Here is a 15,535-nt window from a genome sequence, read left to right as displayed (position 1 = left end):
ACTATGAGACTCCTGCGTCGTCGTGCAAGCTATAGCCATACTCCTGCTAATATTGAATATGGAGTTTCGGATCGCTATAAAAATTCCATGATTCAATTGAGTCTCGCGGCTGTTAATGAGATCGAGCGATTAAAATCCAAACAACAGCCAAACATATTTTTTCGCTTACAAGTCAAGCCCGGTGGCTGTTCTGGCTTGTTTTATGATATTGCTTTCGATGCAGTCGTTAAGGTCGAAGATCAGGTTTTTTACTTGGATAATATTCAAGTCATCATAGATACTCAAACCCTTAATTACATCAAAGGGTTGAAATTAGATTATTCAGAGGATCTTATGGGTGGAGGTTTTCAGTTCCATAACCCATTAGCAATCTCTACCTGTAGCTGTGGTAATTCTTTCTCTATTATTCAGTAAGTGATGAGGAATGCACAACTGAATAATTAACAAAATAATAATTGACATAAAAACACAAAAAACGCTATAATCAGGATTTGTTAAAATAGAACATAAGCAGCTTTACGCGCTGTAACTCATGCCAACAATACAGCAGCTAATACGCACAGAACGCGAACAAGCGCGTCAGAAAACCAAGTCCCCTGCTCTGAAACAATGCCCTCAACGCCGAGGCGTTTGTACCAGAGTATACACAACTACCCCTAAAAAACCTAACTCAGCTCTCCGCAAAGTAGCAAGAGTCAGACTAACTTCTGGATTTGAAGTCACTGCTTACATTCCAGGCATTGGTCATAACTTGCAAGAACACTCTGTTGTGATGATTCGTGGTGGTCGGGTAAAGGACTTACCGGGCGTGAGATACCACATTATTCGTGGCACGTTAGATACAGCCGGAGTTAAAGACCGTAAGCAAGGACGTTCCAAATATGGAACTAAGCGCCCTAAAGAAGCTAAAAAATAGGAACTAGGCGATTAATCACCTCAAAAATGATTAATCGCCTCACCTCAAGCCCCATAAAACACAAAATATAGCGGTGTCTTCTTGTTTAAGAAATCAAGCTGTAACTTGCACTAAGCGAGCAAGTGTAAGGGTTTTAAAGCCGAATACTGTAATGCGATCGCAGCACTTTAATGTAAATATTAAAGTTGATGATGTAGTCGCCTTGTGTGTCTGGTAGAGGGTTAGGAAAAAATCAGTTTAGCCTGGTTGTGACTAAAGCTAAAACTCAAGGAAATTTGAGCAGCTACTTACACATCTTTTAGGCTCCTATGTTCTGATAGCATATAATTTCGTTGCCAAATTCCGAATTTAAGGATGAAGTATGTCTCGTCGTGGTGTTAGTCAAAGGCGCCCAGTTCCGTCTGACTCAGTGTACAACAGTCGCCTTGTGAGCATGATTATCAGGCGGATCATGCGTCATGGCAAGAAATCACTTGCCGCCAGAATTGTGTATGATGCCTTAAAAACTATTGAAGAACGCACTGGTGCCGGTGCTTTGGAAACATTTGAAAGAGCAGTGCGAAACGCAACGCCCTTAGTGGAAGTAAAAGCTCGGCGAGTAGGTGGAGCGACTTATCAAGTACCAATGGAAGTGCGTTCAGATCGGGGTACTACCCTGGCATTGCGTTGGTTAGTGCAGTTCTCTAGGTCTAGACCTGGACGTACCATGGCCAGTAGACTAGCAAATGAGTTAATGGACGCTGCTAACGAAACAGGAAGCTCCATTCGCAAGCGGGAAGAAACGCACCGGATGGCTGAAGCGAATAAAGCATTTGCACATTATCGCTACTAATTAGAGAAACGATATATCGCCTCAAAACGGTATATCTTCAAATTTCTCGAACAGACGGTTTTCCGTAAAAGTATAGAATCTTAACAAAGAGTAATATACAAGATATCATGAGGCGAAAACTATAGGAGGTAATTGTGGCACGTACACACCCGCTAGAGAAAGTACGCAATATCGGTATTGCGGCGCATATAGATGCGGGAAAAACAACGACAACAGAGAGAATATTATTTTACTCTGGGATAATTCATAAAATTGGTGAAGTTCACGAAGGAACTGCCGTAACAGACTGGATGGAGCAGGAGCGGGAACGGGGAATTACCATTACTGCCGCTGCTATCAGCACCAGCTGGAAAGATCATCAAATTAACATTATCGATACTCCTGGCCACGTTGACTTCACCATTGAAGTGGAACGTTCCATGCGCGTGTTAGATGGTGTAATCGCCGTCTTTTGTTCCGTCGGTGGTGTCCAACCACAATCTGAGACAGTGTGGCGGCAAGCAGACCGTTATAGCGTGCCTCGGATTGCTTTTATTAACAAAATGGATCGCACGGGTGCGAACTTTTATAGAGTTCATGAGCAAATGCGCGATCGCTTGCGGGCAAATGCGATCGCCATTCAGCTACCCATCGGTAGTGAAAATGACTTTAAGGGCATCATTGACTTGGTACGGATGTGTGCTTACATATACAACAATGACCAAGGAACTGATATTGAAGAAGCAGCAATTCCAGCAGAATTGCTAGAACAAGCGAACGAATACCGCACCAAGCTAGTTGAAGCAGTATCAGAAACGGATGATGCTCTGATGAATAAGTACTTCGAGGGCGAAGAACTGACAGAAGCAGAAATCCGTTTAGCCCTACGTAAAGGCACAACTGCGGGAACTATTGTGCCAGTACTTTGCGGTTCAGCCTTCAAAAACAAAGGCGTGCAGTTGATGTTAGATGCAGTCGTAGATTATCTACCTGCACCAACAGAAGTGCCACCAATTCAAGGCTTATTACCCAATGGTGAGACTGTCGAGCGTCGGGCAGATGACAACGAACCCCTAGCCGCCCTGGCATTCAAAATCATGGCTGACCCCTACGGTCGCCTTACCTTCGTTCGTGTTTATTCTGGTGTGTTGAAAAAAGGTAGCTACGTCCTCAACGCCAGCAAAGACAAGAAAGAACGGATTTCCCGCCTAGTACTGATGAAAGCGGATGACCGACAAGACGTGGAAGAACTGCGAGCAGGTGATTTAGGCGCAGCATTAGGATTAAAAGACACCTTAACAGGTGACACTTTATGCGATGAAGGATCACCAGTCATTCTGGAATCCCTATTCATTCCTGAGCCTGTCATCTCGGTAGCGGTTGAACCCAAAACCAAGAATGACATGGACAAATTGTCCAAGGCCTTGCAATCCCTGTCAGAAGAAGATCCCACCTTCCGTGTCCGCGTCGATCCAGAAACCAACCAAACTGTAATTGCGGGGATGGGTGAACTGCACCTAGAAATTTTGGTAGACCGGATGTTACGAGAATTTAAAGTGGAAGCAAATGTGGGTGCGCCACAGGTAGCTTACCGCGAAACAATTCGTAAAGCCGTTAACAAAATTGAAGGTAAATTCATCCGTCAAAGTGGTGGTAAAGGACAGTACGGTCACGTTGTCATCAATTTAGAGCCAGGAGAACCAGGCACAGGTTTTGAGTTCGTCTCCAAGATTGTTGGTGGTACTGTACCCAAAGAGTACGTTAGCCCGGCAGAACAGGGAATGAAAGAATGTTGTGAATCCGGCGTTGTCGCTGGATATCCACTCATTGATGTCAAAGCTACTTTGATAGATGGTTCTTACCACGATGTAGACTCTTCGGAAATGGCTTTCAAAATTGCCGGCTCAATGGCAATGAAAGAGGCAGTATCAAAAGCTTCTCCAGTGCTGTTAGAGCCTATGATGAAAGTTGAAGTGGAAGTTCCCGAAGACTTTATCGGCAACGTTATTGGCGACCTCATCGCCCGTCGGGGACAGATTGAAAGCCAAAGCACTGAACAAGGACTCGCTAAGGTGACATCCAAAGTTCCACTAGCGACTATGTTTGGCTACGCTACAGATATTCGGTCTAAGACCCAAGGCCGGGGTATCTTTACAATGGAGTTCAGCCACTATGAAGAGGTGCCTCGCAGCGTGGCTGAAACTATCATTGCAAAAAGCAAAGGGAACGCTTAATTAAAAAAGGAAACGAGCATTCATGGCACGCGCAAAGTTTGAAAGGAATAAACCCCACGTTAATATCGGTACTGTTGGCCACGTTGACCACGGCAAAACGACCTTAACAGCAGCTATTACAATGACCTTGGCAGCTATGGGTCAGGCTGTAGGTAAGGGATATGATCAAATTGATAATGCACCCGAAGAAAAAGCACGGGGTATTACCATCAATACCGCTCACGTTGAGTATGAAACTGGCGATCGCCACTATGCTCACGTAGACTGTCCTGGACACGCTGATTATGTCAAAAACATGATCACTGGCGCAGCCCAAATGGATGGCGGGATCTTAGTAGTTTCTGCGGCAGATGGCCCTATGCCCCAAACTCGTGAACACATCCTCCTCGCCAAGCAGGTAGGTGTACCCAGTCTAGTTGTCTTCTTAAACAAAGAAGATATGGTGGACGACGCGGAATTACTGGAGTTGGTAGAACTGGAAGTTAGAGAACTGCTATCCAGTTATGATTTCCCCGGTGATGACATCCCCATTGTCACAGGTTCTGGTCTGCAAGCTCTCGAAGTAATGACCAAGAATCCTAAGACCCAACGTGGTGAAAATGAGTGGGTAGATAAAATCTACAAGCTGATGGATGCGGTAGATTCCTATATCCCGACTCCAGAACGGGCTGTTGACTTGCCCTTCCTCATGGCTGTAGAAGACGTATTCTCCATCACAGGTCGTGGTACTGTAGCTACTGGTCGGATTGAACGCGGTATCGTCAAAGTCGGCGATAACGTCGAGTTAGTAGGTATCAGAGATACTCGCGCCACCACCGTAACTGGAATCGAGATGTTCAAGAAGAGTCTTGATCAAGGTATGGCTGGAGATAACGCAGGTGTACTACTCCGTGGTATTCAAAAGGCTGATATTGAACGGGGTATGGTAATTGCCAAGCCAGGTTCAATTAAACCTCACACTCAATTTGAAGGTGAAGTTTACGTTCTTACAGAAAAAGAAGGTGGTCGGAAAACACCATTCTTCGCTGGTTATCGTCCTCAATTCTATGTACGGACAACTGATGTAACTGGCACGATTACAGGCTACACATCAGATGAAGGTAAAGAAGTAGAAATGGTGATGCCCGGAGATCGCATCAAAATGAGCGTAGAACTAATCAACCCGATTGCGATTGAGCAAGGTATGCGCTTCGCTATTCGCGAAGGTGGTCGCACTATTGGTGCTGGTGTAGTTTCTAAAATCATCAAATAGTACCTTTTTGTTTTGGTAAATATTGGAGCAGAGATGCTAAAGTTCGTCTCTGCTCCTTTCTATTCCTTCTATATAAGGATTGGCTATTGGGAATAATCTAGTCCTCAGTAACCAGTTTTTAGTCACTTAATTAATCAGAACCTGGAAAACTCAAGATGGCAACTTTACAGCAGCAAAAGATTAGAATTCGCTTACAGGCTTTTGACCGACGTTTATTGGATACATCTTGCGAGAAGATTGTAGACACTGCTAATCGTACTAACGCTACAGCTATAGGTCCAATTCCTTTACCAACAAAACGTAGGATATATTGCGTATTGCGATCGCCTCACGTCGATAAGGATTCCCGCGAACATTTTGAAACCCGCACCCATCGTCGCATTATTGACATTTATCAACCTTCTTCTAAAACTATTGATGCGCTGATGAAGTTGGATTTACCATCTGGTGTAGATATTGAAGTAAAACTGTAACTAGTTATTGGTCATTAGCACTAGGAACAATGACCAATCACAAATGCTTAGAGACTCAATTAGTATTAATTATAACTTAGCCCTGAAGAAATTTATCTCAGGGCTTTTTATTTAGCTGTAAAACAAATGATAAAATATAAAAAAGCACGGGAAAAATAGGGAAAAATAAATTTTTTAAGCATGAAATTTATACTTTACTAACAATGACATCCTCTTCTAAAATTGCAGTTCGTGAATTACCTCTGTTCCCTTTACCCGAAGTGGTTCTATTCCCAACTAGACCATTACCCCTACATATCTTTGAATTTCGCTACAGAATCATGATGAACACGATTTTGGAGAGCGATCGCAGGTTTGGAGTATTGATGGTCGATCCAGTCAAAGGTACAATTGCCAATGTCGGCTGCTGCGCGGAAATTATTCATTACCAACGAATGCCTGATGACCGCATGGAAATGTTAACTTTGGGGCAGCAACGGTTTCGTGTTTTAGAGTATGTACGTGAAAAGCCCTATCGTGTCGGTTTGGTAGAATGGATTGAAGACCATCCGCCATCTAAGGATTTGCGACCTTTAGCTACTGAAGTAGAACAGCTACTTGCAGATGTTGTTCGTCTTTCAGCCAAGTTAACCGAAAAAGATATCGAATTGCCCGAAGATTTGCCAGATTTACCAACAGAGCTATCTTACTGGGTGGCAAGTAACCTTTATGGTGTAGCTCCAGAACAGCAAGCATTATTAGAAATACAGGACACCGTTGCCCGCTTAGAACGGGAAGCAGAAATTTTGACTTCTACTCGTAATCATCTAGCAGCCCGTTCTGTACTGAAAGACACTTTTAATAATTCGTAATTAACAGATTTGGGCGGGCAGGGATGCCCACCCCACAGTATTTAGAGACTTCTAAATAAAAAGTATCCCATTATTTGGAACGCAGGGAGCAGGGAGAGTAAAAAGTCGTTTTGACTCAGTGAAATTGGATAATCTACAGCAGAATTCAGGAGTCAGGAGTAAAACTGGCTTTGTGTATAGGTTTTAATTTGGATTGTGTACCTCCTAACTACGCAAACTGCTGTATTTTGTGGAGTTCTCTTGGACTGATTTGAGTCATACATTTTCAGTGTTAAGGGCTAATTGCTAAGACATCATAACTGCCAAAAATCTTTAAAATTTCTGTATAATTCCTTAATTCAGCCAAAGCAACTTGCATTAATGCGATATCGGCATTTGCTTCTATATCAATGAAAAATAAGTATTCTCCTAAAGAACGTTTTGTGGGACGTGACTCAATTCGACTGAGATTAATATCTAGTTGAGCAAATATCTGCAAAGCTTTAACTAGAGCGCCTGGTCTATTAGCCGGTACGCTGAAAGCTAGGGATGTATGACTTTTTTTGGTAGAGAATGTCTGGTAATCAGCATCGCTTTGAGCCTTACTTACCACCCAAAAGCGGGTACTGTTATCTGCGTAGTCGTTAATACCACTGGCTAGAATGGGCAGATTGTAAAGTTGTGCTGCTCTACTAGATGATATTGTTGCAGTTGTGATATCCTGTTTGATTCGCTCCAATGCATCAGTTGTGGAGTTAGTAGGAATTAAATTCACATTTGGTAGGCACTGCGCTAACCATCCTTGACATTGCGCTAAAGCTTGAGGATGAGAATAAACAGTTTGAACGCTTTCTAAGCTGGTTGCACAGGAGATTAAAGTATGGGAGATAGGCAGAATTAAAGCCAATTGAATTTTTAAACTTTCCAATTGCCACAGTTGATCTAATGTCATACTCACACTACCTTCAATGGAATTCTCCACAGGGACAACAGCTAATTGAGATGCTCCTGTAGCAACGGCTTGTAGCGATTGGGCAATAGTAGCATAAGGGGATAAGTTGGCTTCAATTCCCTGATTTTTTTGCAGCCAGTTAAGATAAAAAAAAGCGGCTTGTTCGGAATAAGTTCCAGGAGGCCCCAAATGTGCGATCATCGCTAAATTCATACTTTTAGCCTTTAGTTACAAATTTGATTGATAATTAAACAAGGTTATAGTTTTTTTTAAACAAATTAAGTTTATTAAAAAATATTAAAATTAGAAAACAATGCTTTAATTTGCTTATGGCAACCAAGTTTACTGCCTCCCAATCGGTCGAAATTGCTGTCCCTAAGCAGCCTATTCCTATTCAGCATTACTTGCGTCAGCCTCAACGTCTTGTCAACAGCTTGGCTGACAATACCAGGATTCAGCAGATTTCCGAGGAAGTATTTCGCTTAAAAATGCGTCCTCTAGCTTTTATGTCATTGAGTATTCAACCTACTGTAGATATGAGAGTTTGGGCTGATTCCCAAGGAACGATTTATTTGCGATCGCTCGGTTGTGAAATCCTGGGTTTTGAGTATGTTAACCAACGCTTTGCACTTAATTTAAAAGGTTATTTATCACCTTACCAGCTAAGTGGTGAGACTCGTCTGCAAGGGAAAGCTGACCTAGAAGTACTAGTGGATATTCCTCAACCATTTTCCCTAACTCCAAAGCCAATTTTAGAGACTACAGGTAATGGATTACTCAAAAGTGTATTGTTGACAATTAAGCAAAGATTATTACACCATCTTTTAGCTGATTATCGTAATTGGGTAATATCACAAACAGAAATAACTAAAATTAGCGGTGATAATCCTGAGCTATCAATCCTGAATTTCGATTAACTTTCTATTCACTCATTACTCATTACTTAATTTGGCAAGGACGGAAAGATAGACGATGTAGGGGTGATGGTCCGTATTGTTGCAGAGCCAGCAAATGTCGCTGGCTACCATAACCTTTGTTATGCTCTAAGTCATACATGGGATACTTAGATGCTAAACGTAGCACCAAATCATCACGCCAAACCTTGGCCATGATACTAGCAGCTGCAATGTTAAGCGATCGCTCATCTCCCTTAACGATAGTTTGTTGTGGTATCAATAAATCCTTTACCAACTGATTGCCATCAACCAAGCAAATTGTAGGCTGTACTTTTAGCTTCAGTACAGCCCGTTTCATTGCTAACAGCGTTGCTTGCAAAATATTTAGCTTGTCAATTTCTGCTGTGGAAGCGTAACCAATTTTCCAGTCTAAAGTCAGCACACCAATTTGCTGCGCCAGCTGCGTTCTTCGGGAAGCAGACAACTTTTTGCTGTCTTTAATTTTAGCTGCCATTAGTTTTGGCAAAGCATTAGCGGGTAATATCACTGTTGCCGCTACTACAGGCCCAAATAACGCGCCTCGTCCCACTTCATCTACACCTGCAACCAACCCATGAGCATCTAAGTAGGTGGAGAACTCCAGCCAGCTTGATTCGTCTAAGGGTGCGGTTGAGTCAAAAGATGGAGATGTTGGCGCAGATGTTGGCTCTGTGTCTAACATAAAAGCCGTTAACTTTCCTCCTGGCTAGAAATACCTCCATCTAATGCTGAAGAACGACGGCGACGACGGCGATTGGAAATAGAAGCATTATTTATTTCTTCTTCTGTGAAAGACTCAAATCCCGTTTCTTTATAATCTTCCAGCAGTGGTTCAATTGTTGGTTTAGGAAAATATGGTTCTTCTAGCTCAATTTTTGGTGTAGGCATTTTGACTTTAGTAACTTCAGAATTCGTTCTTTCAGAAAAGGTTGATTCTGATGTTGATTCAGTCGATTCAGTTGTTGGTATTGGTGTTTGTCCAGGTTGAATAATGTTAAAAATCACAGATTTGGGATTCCTAACCTCTTGCTCTAACTTCACACCAGGAGAAATTCCCATCAAAGCAAACATATCTTGTTCCTGGAGGGTCATTTCTACAGAAACAATCTGTGGAGGTTCTACCACAGGTTTAACTGGATCTATTTTAACTTTGGTGCGTTCTGTTCTTTCATTCCAACCAGATTTGCCCAGAGTGGGTGTTCGTAGTCCATCTCGTGCATCTTTAAGAGGAGCTTCGCTAACGCGTCGTGTCTCGGATAGAAGAGATGGCATTTCTGGTGTGTGGGTTAGTTCACCCTCAGTATCCAAGTCTAAATCTGCCTCATTGACAAAAGCCAATGGAGTGCCTAACCGGGATTCATCTTTGCCGTTAATCCCATTCATCCCAATTCGACTACGACGGGTGCGGGTACGACGTTTATTATCACCCATTTCTTGATAACTGGGGTGGTTAATCAGATGGGTAGGACTCAATTCAGAGTCACCTTCAAATCCTTCCCCAAATCCATCATAGCTTTCCCGTGGTTCTTGTATCCGGGCAGATGGCATACGTGGTTCTCTTTGAGGCAGGGGTGCAAATCGGTCTTGTATGTCTGCTGCTGGAATTGGTAATCGGTTTTCTATTTCTCCTGGTAAGCGGAGGGTATGTCCTAAACCGCCACAGGTGGGACAAGTTTCTCCAAACAATTCATAAATATTTTGACCTTGGCGTTTGCGGGTTAGTTCTACTAAGCCTAGTTCGGTCAATTGGGCAATCTGCGGACGGGCTTTATCAGCTTTGAGGGCTTTGTTAAAGTGTTCCAAGACTTGTAGTTGATCGCGCCGTGATTCCATATCAATGAAGTCAACAACGATGACACCTGCAATATTCCGCAACCGTAACTGACGAGCAATTTCTGTTGCTGCTTCGCAGTTTGTCCACAAAACGGTTTCTCTAGCTGTTGCTGATCGTGTGAAGGAACCTGAGTTAACATCTATTACTGTTAATGCCTCTGTCGGCTCAATAATGATATAGCCTCCAGAGGGTAAGTCTACTCTAGGTTTGAGTGCTTCACGAATGGCAGCGCTGATGCGGAAGTATTCTAAGATGGGAGAGCGATCTCGATGGTGATCAATTAGCACACCTTGTGGTGTTTGACCTCCACTCCAGTTTTGTAAATATTGCTTGACTCGTCGCAATCCAGTACTGGAATCAACGACAATTCGATTCACATCAGCGCCATACATATCCCGCAATACGCGCTGGATAAAGTCATCATCTCGATTCAATAATGCTGGAGGACGGGTAGATTGTGCTTCTTGCTGGATTACTTCCCATTGCCTTTGTAGCAATTCTAAGTCTTCAATAATTGCTTCTTCTGGCTTGCCTTCGGCTTCTGTTCGTACCAGTACACCCATACCAGCAGGTTTGATTAAAATTGCCAGGGCGCGGAGGCGGTTACGCTCACTTTCACTCTTAATTCGCCGAGATAAATTTACACCTCTACCATAGGGCATTAGGACTACGTAACGTCCAGGTAGGGTAATGTTACCTGTGAGCCTTGGGCCTTTTGTTCCCGTTGGCTCTTTCATCACTTGCACTAAAACTTTTTGCTGTGGTGTGAGCAGTTCGGTAATGGCTGCGGCACTACGCTTGAGTTTTAGTGGGCCTAAATCGGTGACGTGAATAAAACCGTTGCGTTCTGGATCACCAATATTTACAAAAGCTGCGTCTATCCCCGGTAACACATTTTCTACTACGCCTAAGTAGATATCACCAATTTGATGATGACCAGTGGCAACAACAAGTTCTTGGATTTGATCTTCTGAAAATACGGCAGCAATTTGATGCTGCTCTGCGATAATAATTTGTTTTGGCATTCAAGTTCCTCAAAAATTGGCAGCACCAAGGTGGGGATGAGAAGGAGGCTCTCTGTTATACCTCTAGCCCCTACTGGCAGCCCTACAAGGTGCTACTGGTGATAAAAATTCCGTTCTCTGAGAGAGCTTCCCATAATTGGAAGCTATTAACAATGTAATTGCGTTTACACGCCTGATTATTCCAGAACGAGTGCATATGTTTTAAGTAATTAAATCAACCGTCCGTGGTTGATTTCTGATGCAATACCTTTACCATCTAGGGTATTAGTATTCAGCAGGTGTTGTAAAAAGCATAGAGTTAGAGATCAGGCACAGGGGTATTGTTAGTAACTGATTCACTTTCTTAGCTATAGAGAGTGTTCTTTAATCTGCCTTGGTTTGTCTGGGATACGATCCTAGAATTGGCACTCTACTAATATCTTGGCTTTCGCTCCCTGGGTATTAGGGTAGTGAATCAGGTCATTCAATAATGCAGCGCCGGAAAATTTCTCTTCACTTGATTTTAACGCAACCTTGGTGACATACTCCACAAACTAACTTTTAGTTTAGTGTGGGCTTCTCAGCGACTCTTCTTTGAAGACATTGACTGAGCTTTAAGGCCGTGTGTCTCACGGTTCTTTCATTGATCAAAGTAAGTGCTATTTAATTTCAAACGAGCATTTACGGCTTTGTCTGAAGTTATTTGCTAGTATACGCTGATTTGTACCGCAGCGGGTAAGCAACCTAAGTTTCCTCCATGCTGTCTTCTCTCGCCTATGGCGTTGGTTAGAGGGCTATCATATTGCTAAAACTAGACGATTGCGGTGGATATGCAGGAGGTGAAATTCTGCACCAGCCACTGTCTCTAGTATAGTCAAGATTTGCTCAGGACGCAAGATGACACCATCAGGGCGACAGCTACCCAAATAACGTAATACAGCTTTTGACTCAGATTCTGAGTTGTGGGCTGATACTAACTCTATCTCAAATAAGCGATCGCGCAGATTTATGATTTGATGTTTGCCTGATTTGGTTGTGTGGTCTGACAAAATCTCGTCTTGGGCTTGAATTGCCGAAATCCATTTTTGCCATTGCGTTGCGGTTACTTCCCCTACAGTAGACACAGTCAGCAAATATTCTGCTGATTCTAGCACTTGGTTAGCTGCTGGAGATTTTAAATCTATCTCTTCCACATTATATATGGGTATGTCTGTGGGCAGTTGCTGTACCAGTTGCTCACGAAAACTTTCCACGTCCATTGGTTCAGTTAATTCAAAATCTACAATTTCACCGCTGCTGGTAGCCCCCAATGCTAAGGCACTTGTCAGGGAAATGCGGGGGCCTGGATGAAAACCACCGGTAAAAGCCACGGGTAAACCTGCTCTTCGCATCACTCTATCAAACAAACGCATTAAATCGAGGTGACTGACTAAAGCCATATCACCTTGTTTACCAAACCAAGCCCGCAGACGTTGTGCTTTTGTGGTATTTGGGACAAACTCTCCAGCAAATGCCGGCATTTCCGGGGGGTTAATAACGATATTGTGACCGAAATCAGTGCCGCAGACACCACAATGAGAACAACCTTCAAAAGAACAATCAGGAACAATTACCGCTTCTAGAGCGCGTTGTAAGTCTTCTTGCAGCCACTTTTTATCAATCCCTGTATCAATATGATCCCAAGGTAAAGGAGTATTGAGTACCGAGTATCGAGTACCGAGTGGAGAGTCCTGAGTGAGGATTTTTTCTCTTACTCCCTGCTCCCTGCTCCCTGCTTCCTCGTTCCCTACAGCAAACAGATTCCATTCGCCATTTTCAACTAGGCGGTATTTCCAGTCTAGGCCAGCTTCAGCAATCGCATTTTCCCAAGCTTTAAAAGCCTGTTCTACGTTCTCATACCAAGAATCCATCCCTGCACCCAATTCCCAAGCCCGACGCAATACTTTAGCTAAAGAGCGATCGCCCCGACCTATAAAATCTTCCATTGCAGAAAGGCGGAAATCAGTGAAATTCACTTTCACTCCCCGCATTCGTCGGAATTCTTGTCGCAGTAAACTTTGTTTGCGTTTAAACTCAGAGGTAGAAACCGAATGCCATTGAAATGGGGTGTGCGGCTTGGGAGTAAAATTAGAAATCGTCAAATTAAAATTAATTGATCTTCTGCCTTTAGCCCAACATTCTTGCTGTAACCATCTGACCGTTTCGGCAATACCCAAAACATCAGTATCTGTTTCGCCGGGTAAACCAATCATAAAATACAACTTGATTTTATCCCAGCCTTGCTCCCAAGCTGTTTTTATTCCTCGTAATAATTCTTCATTTGTCAAGCCCTTATTCACGATGTCCCGCATCCGTTGGGTTCCGGCTTCAGGAGCAAAAGTCAAGCTGCCTTGTCGCGTACCTCCAAGAATATTAGCAATATTCTCATCAAATCTGTCTACTCTCTGACTGGGTAATGTCAGGGAAATATTTTCATTTTTTAATCTATTTTTGATTTCCATCCCCACTGCTGGGAGGGCTAAATAATCGGAACAACTGAGGGAAAGCAGGGAAAATTCATTGTAACCTGTCGCCCGCATTCCTGCTTCAATTGCTTCTACAACCTGATCTGGTTCTACATCTCGTGCAGGACGAGTCAACATTCCTGGTTGACAAAAGCGACAGCCACGAGTACAACCGCGTCGAATTTCTATTGTCAATCGATCATGTACTGTCTCAACATAGGGAACTAAACCAATAGAATAAGCAGGTATCGGCGTAGCTACTCTGCGGAGAATACGTTTTGGTACATCTGGACGCAGCGGATATACTGCACCACCCTCTCCCATTTCATAAAACCGAGGCACATACACACCAGGAATTTGCGCTAAGTCTAGCAACAGTTCTTCTCGACTCAAAAGAGCCTTTTTCCCTTCTGCTAATACCAAGCCAATTTCTGGTAACAGTTCCTCACCATCCCCCAAAGCAATAAAGTCAAAGAAATCAGCGTAAGGTTCCGGGTTAGATGTTGCCGTTTGTCCACCAGCGAAAATTAGGGGAAATGAGAATTGGTGATGGGTGATGGGTGATTGGTGATTGGGAAGAATTTCTTCCCCTGCTCCCTGCTCCCTGCTCCCTGCCTCTTCCCTCTCTTTCCAAGTTAAAGGAATTCCTGCTAAGTCCAACATTTCTAGGATGTTGGTTGCACCTAATTCATAACTGAGGCTAAAGCCTAAAACGTCAAATTCCGTCAGCCAGCGTTTTGACTCTACCGCAAACAAAGGTGTTTGGGTGGTACGAAGTTTTACAGCTAAATCTGGACCTGGTAAATAAGCGCGATCGCACAACTGATTTGGTTGGGCATTCAAAATATTATAAAGAATGATATGCCCCAAATTAGAAGCACCGACCTCATATACTTCTGGGTAAGTTAACACCCAGCGTATAGTTGCCGTATCCCAAGGCTTGTGTACTGCTAAACGCTCATTACCAAGGTAACGGGCAGGTTTTAAAATATCCGATGTTATTAATTGCTCAACTAAAACAGCCACTTTGCTATCTTCTAGCTACCTTAAACTACAGCTAACCACCCCTAACTTAGCATTGATTTCGTCTTTCAACGTAATTTATCATCGCGACTGAGAACTGTTTCACTATCACCTGTGTTTTTCAGGACAGAGTTTTATTGGAACATAAACTGTTTTCGCTCAATTGACTATATGCTTGGAGTCTCTTTGCTGAATCTTTATTGGTTAACTCTTTTTGTTTAAAGATTGTCATATCTACACTATAATTTGTATTTATATATACATTTTTTTTGTTTGAGTTAAAAAACAATCAACATAGACAGCCAAAAAACAGATTAACTATCTGTAGTTATGATGATAGATCTTGCTATAGCTATAAATTACAGGATTCAAGCAAAAATACACTCAACTGTTCTCCTCAATCTTGATCTTCACTAACGGCAAAAATCAGGGTAAAAAAACTGTGTATCTAAAACTTTCCAGTGATCTAAATCACTCAGCCCTGGATGTTTGGATCACTTTTTATACCAAGCTTTATCTTAGATAATAGATAACAATTACAGTTGGTTTATTCTTTATGAGCACACAATACGCAATTCGTCAATTAGTAGAGAGAGCGTTGCACATAAAAAAATTAACGCCCGAAATAGAAAATGAGATCAACTCAGAACTTACGCAACTGGGTTACATCTCTGACGTTGATTATGAAGCCCTAGAATTATTAATGGCAGAGATGGATGCTGGTCGAGTTCAGTTAGTCCCCCATTGGGGATAATCAATCTGGATAA

14 protein-coding genes are annotated in these 15,535 nt (G+C 42.8%); 10 read left to right on the top strand and 4 right to left on the bottom strand.

Annotated elements, in window-relative coordinates:
* The first annotated feature begins 87 nt into the window (after positions 1-87).
* From ACOWPH_RS06315 to ACOWPH_RS06280, 8 genes are all read left to right on the top strand, one after another.
* The gene (locus ACOWPH_RS06315) at positions 88-414 is read left to right on the top strand and encodes a HesB/IscA family protein (protein ID WP_042465974.1); all 327 of its coding nucleotides are present in this window, start codon (positions 88-90) and stop codon (positions 412-414) included.
* A 118-nt stretch (positions 415-532) separates the two neighbouring features.
* Complete coding sequence (gene rpsL, locus ACOWPH_RS06310) at positions 533-916, top strand: 30S ribosomal protein S12 (protein ID WP_015214573.1); 384 nt, start codon at positions 533-535, stop codon at positions 914-916.
* Positions 917-989: 73 nt separating this feature from the next.
* Positions 990-1,133 (top strand): hypothetical protein, encoded by a 144-nt coding sequence (locus tag ACOWPH_RS06305; RefSeq protein ID WP_250973261.1) that lies wholly within the window; start codon positions 990-992, stop codon positions 1,131-1,133.
* A gap of 144 nt (positions 1,134-1,277) precedes the next feature.
* Entirely contained in the window at positions 1,278-1,748 is a 471-nt protein-coding gene (gene rpsG / locus ACOWPH_RS06300) for a 30S ribosomal protein S7 (RefSeq protein WP_015214572.1), read from the top strand.
* 134 nt (positions 1,749-1,882) lie between these two features.
* Positions 1,883-3,961, top strand: coding sequence for an elongation factor G (fusA, locus tag ACOWPH_RS06295; protein ID WP_015214571.1), 2,079 nt, complete (start codon positions 1,883-1,885; stop codon positions 3,959-3,961).
* Positions 3,962-3,983: 22 nt separating this feature from the next.
* Positions 3,984-5,213, top strand: a complete 1,230-nt coding sequence (gene tuf / locus ACOWPH_RS06290) for an elongation factor Tu (RefSeq protein WP_015214570.1) — start codon at positions 3,984-3,986, stop codon at positions 5,211-5,213.
* 155 nt (positions 5,214-5,368) lie between these two features.
* Positions 5,369-5,686 carry a 30S ribosomal protein S10 gene (gene rpsJ, locus ACOWPH_RS06285; RefSeq protein WP_008232935.1) on the top strand — a complete coding sequence of 106 codons (318 nt, stop codon included), beginning with the start codon at positions 5,369-5,371 and terminating at the stop codon, positions 5,684-5,686.
* A 203-nt stretch (positions 5,687-5,889) separates the two neighbouring features.
* Positions 5,890-6,537 carry an LON peptidase substrate-binding domain-containing protein gene (locus tag ACOWPH_RS06280; RefSeq protein ID WP_015214569.1) on the top strand — a complete coding sequence of 216 codons (648 nt, stop codon included), beginning with the start codon at positions 5,890-5,892 and terminating at the stop codon, positions 6,535-6,537.
* Between the two features lie 271 nt (positions 6,538-6,808).
* On the opposite strand, the gene pheA is transcribed toward ACOWPH_RS06280, so the two are convergent.
* The gene (gene pheA / locus ACOWPH_RS06275) at positions 6,809-7,681 is read right to left on the bottom strand and encodes a prephenate dehydratase (protein WP_015214568.1); all 873 of its coding nucleotides are present in this window, start codon (positions 7,679-7,681) and stop codon (positions 6,809-6,811) included.
* 116 nt (positions 7,682-7,797) lie between these two features.
* On the opposite strand from pheA, the gene ACOWPH_RS06270 reads away from it, so the two are divergent.
* Entirely contained in the window at positions 7,798-8,385 is a 588-nt protein-coding gene (locus ACOWPH_RS06270) for a DUF1997 domain-containing protein (RefSeq protein ID WP_015214567.1), read from the top strand.
* Between the two features lie 22 nt (positions 8,386-8,407).
* On the opposite strand, the gene ACOWPH_RS06265 is transcribed toward ACOWPH_RS06270, so the two are convergent.
* From ACOWPH_RS06265 to ACOWPH_RS06255, 3 genes are all read right to left on the bottom strand, one after another.
* The gene (locus ACOWPH_RS06265) at positions 8,408-9,085 is read right to left on the bottom strand and encodes a ribonuclease HII (protein ID WP_015214566.1); all 678 of its coding nucleotides are present in this window, start codon (positions 9,083-9,085) and stop codon (positions 8,408-8,410) included.
* A gap of 8 nt (positions 9,086-9,093) precedes the next feature.
* Positions 9,094-11,262 (bottom strand): Rne/Rng family ribonuclease, encoded by a 2,169-nt coding sequence (locus tag ACOWPH_RS06260; protein WP_015214565.1) that lies wholly within the window; start codon positions 11,260-11,262, stop codon positions 9,094-9,096.
* A gap of 776 nt (positions 11,263-12,038) precedes the next feature.
* A complete protein-coding gene (locus ACOWPH_RS06255; RefSeq protein WP_015214564.1) occupies positions 12,039-14,771 on the bottom strand; it encodes a TIGR03936 family radical SAM-associated protein in 2,733 nt (910 codons plus the stop codon).
* A gap of 553 nt (positions 14,772-15,324) precedes the next feature.
* On the opposite strand from ACOWPH_RS06255, the gene ACOWPH_RS06250 reads away from it, so the two are divergent.
* Complete coding sequence (locus ACOWPH_RS06250; RefSeq protein WP_015214563.1) at positions 15,325-15,522, top strand: hypothetical protein; 198 nt, start codon at positions 15,325-15,327, stop codon at positions 15,520-15,522.
* The last annotated feature ends 13 nt before the right edge of the window (positions 15,523-15,535 follow it).

The organism is Anabaena sp. PCC 7938, from assembly GCF_049315035.1.
GTDB classification, from domain to species: Bacteria; Cyanobacteriota; Cyanobacteriia; order Cyanobacteriales; family Nostocaceae; genus Anabaena; species Anabaena cylindrica.
This window is presented reverse-complemented; position numbering and strand designations above follow the sequence as displayed.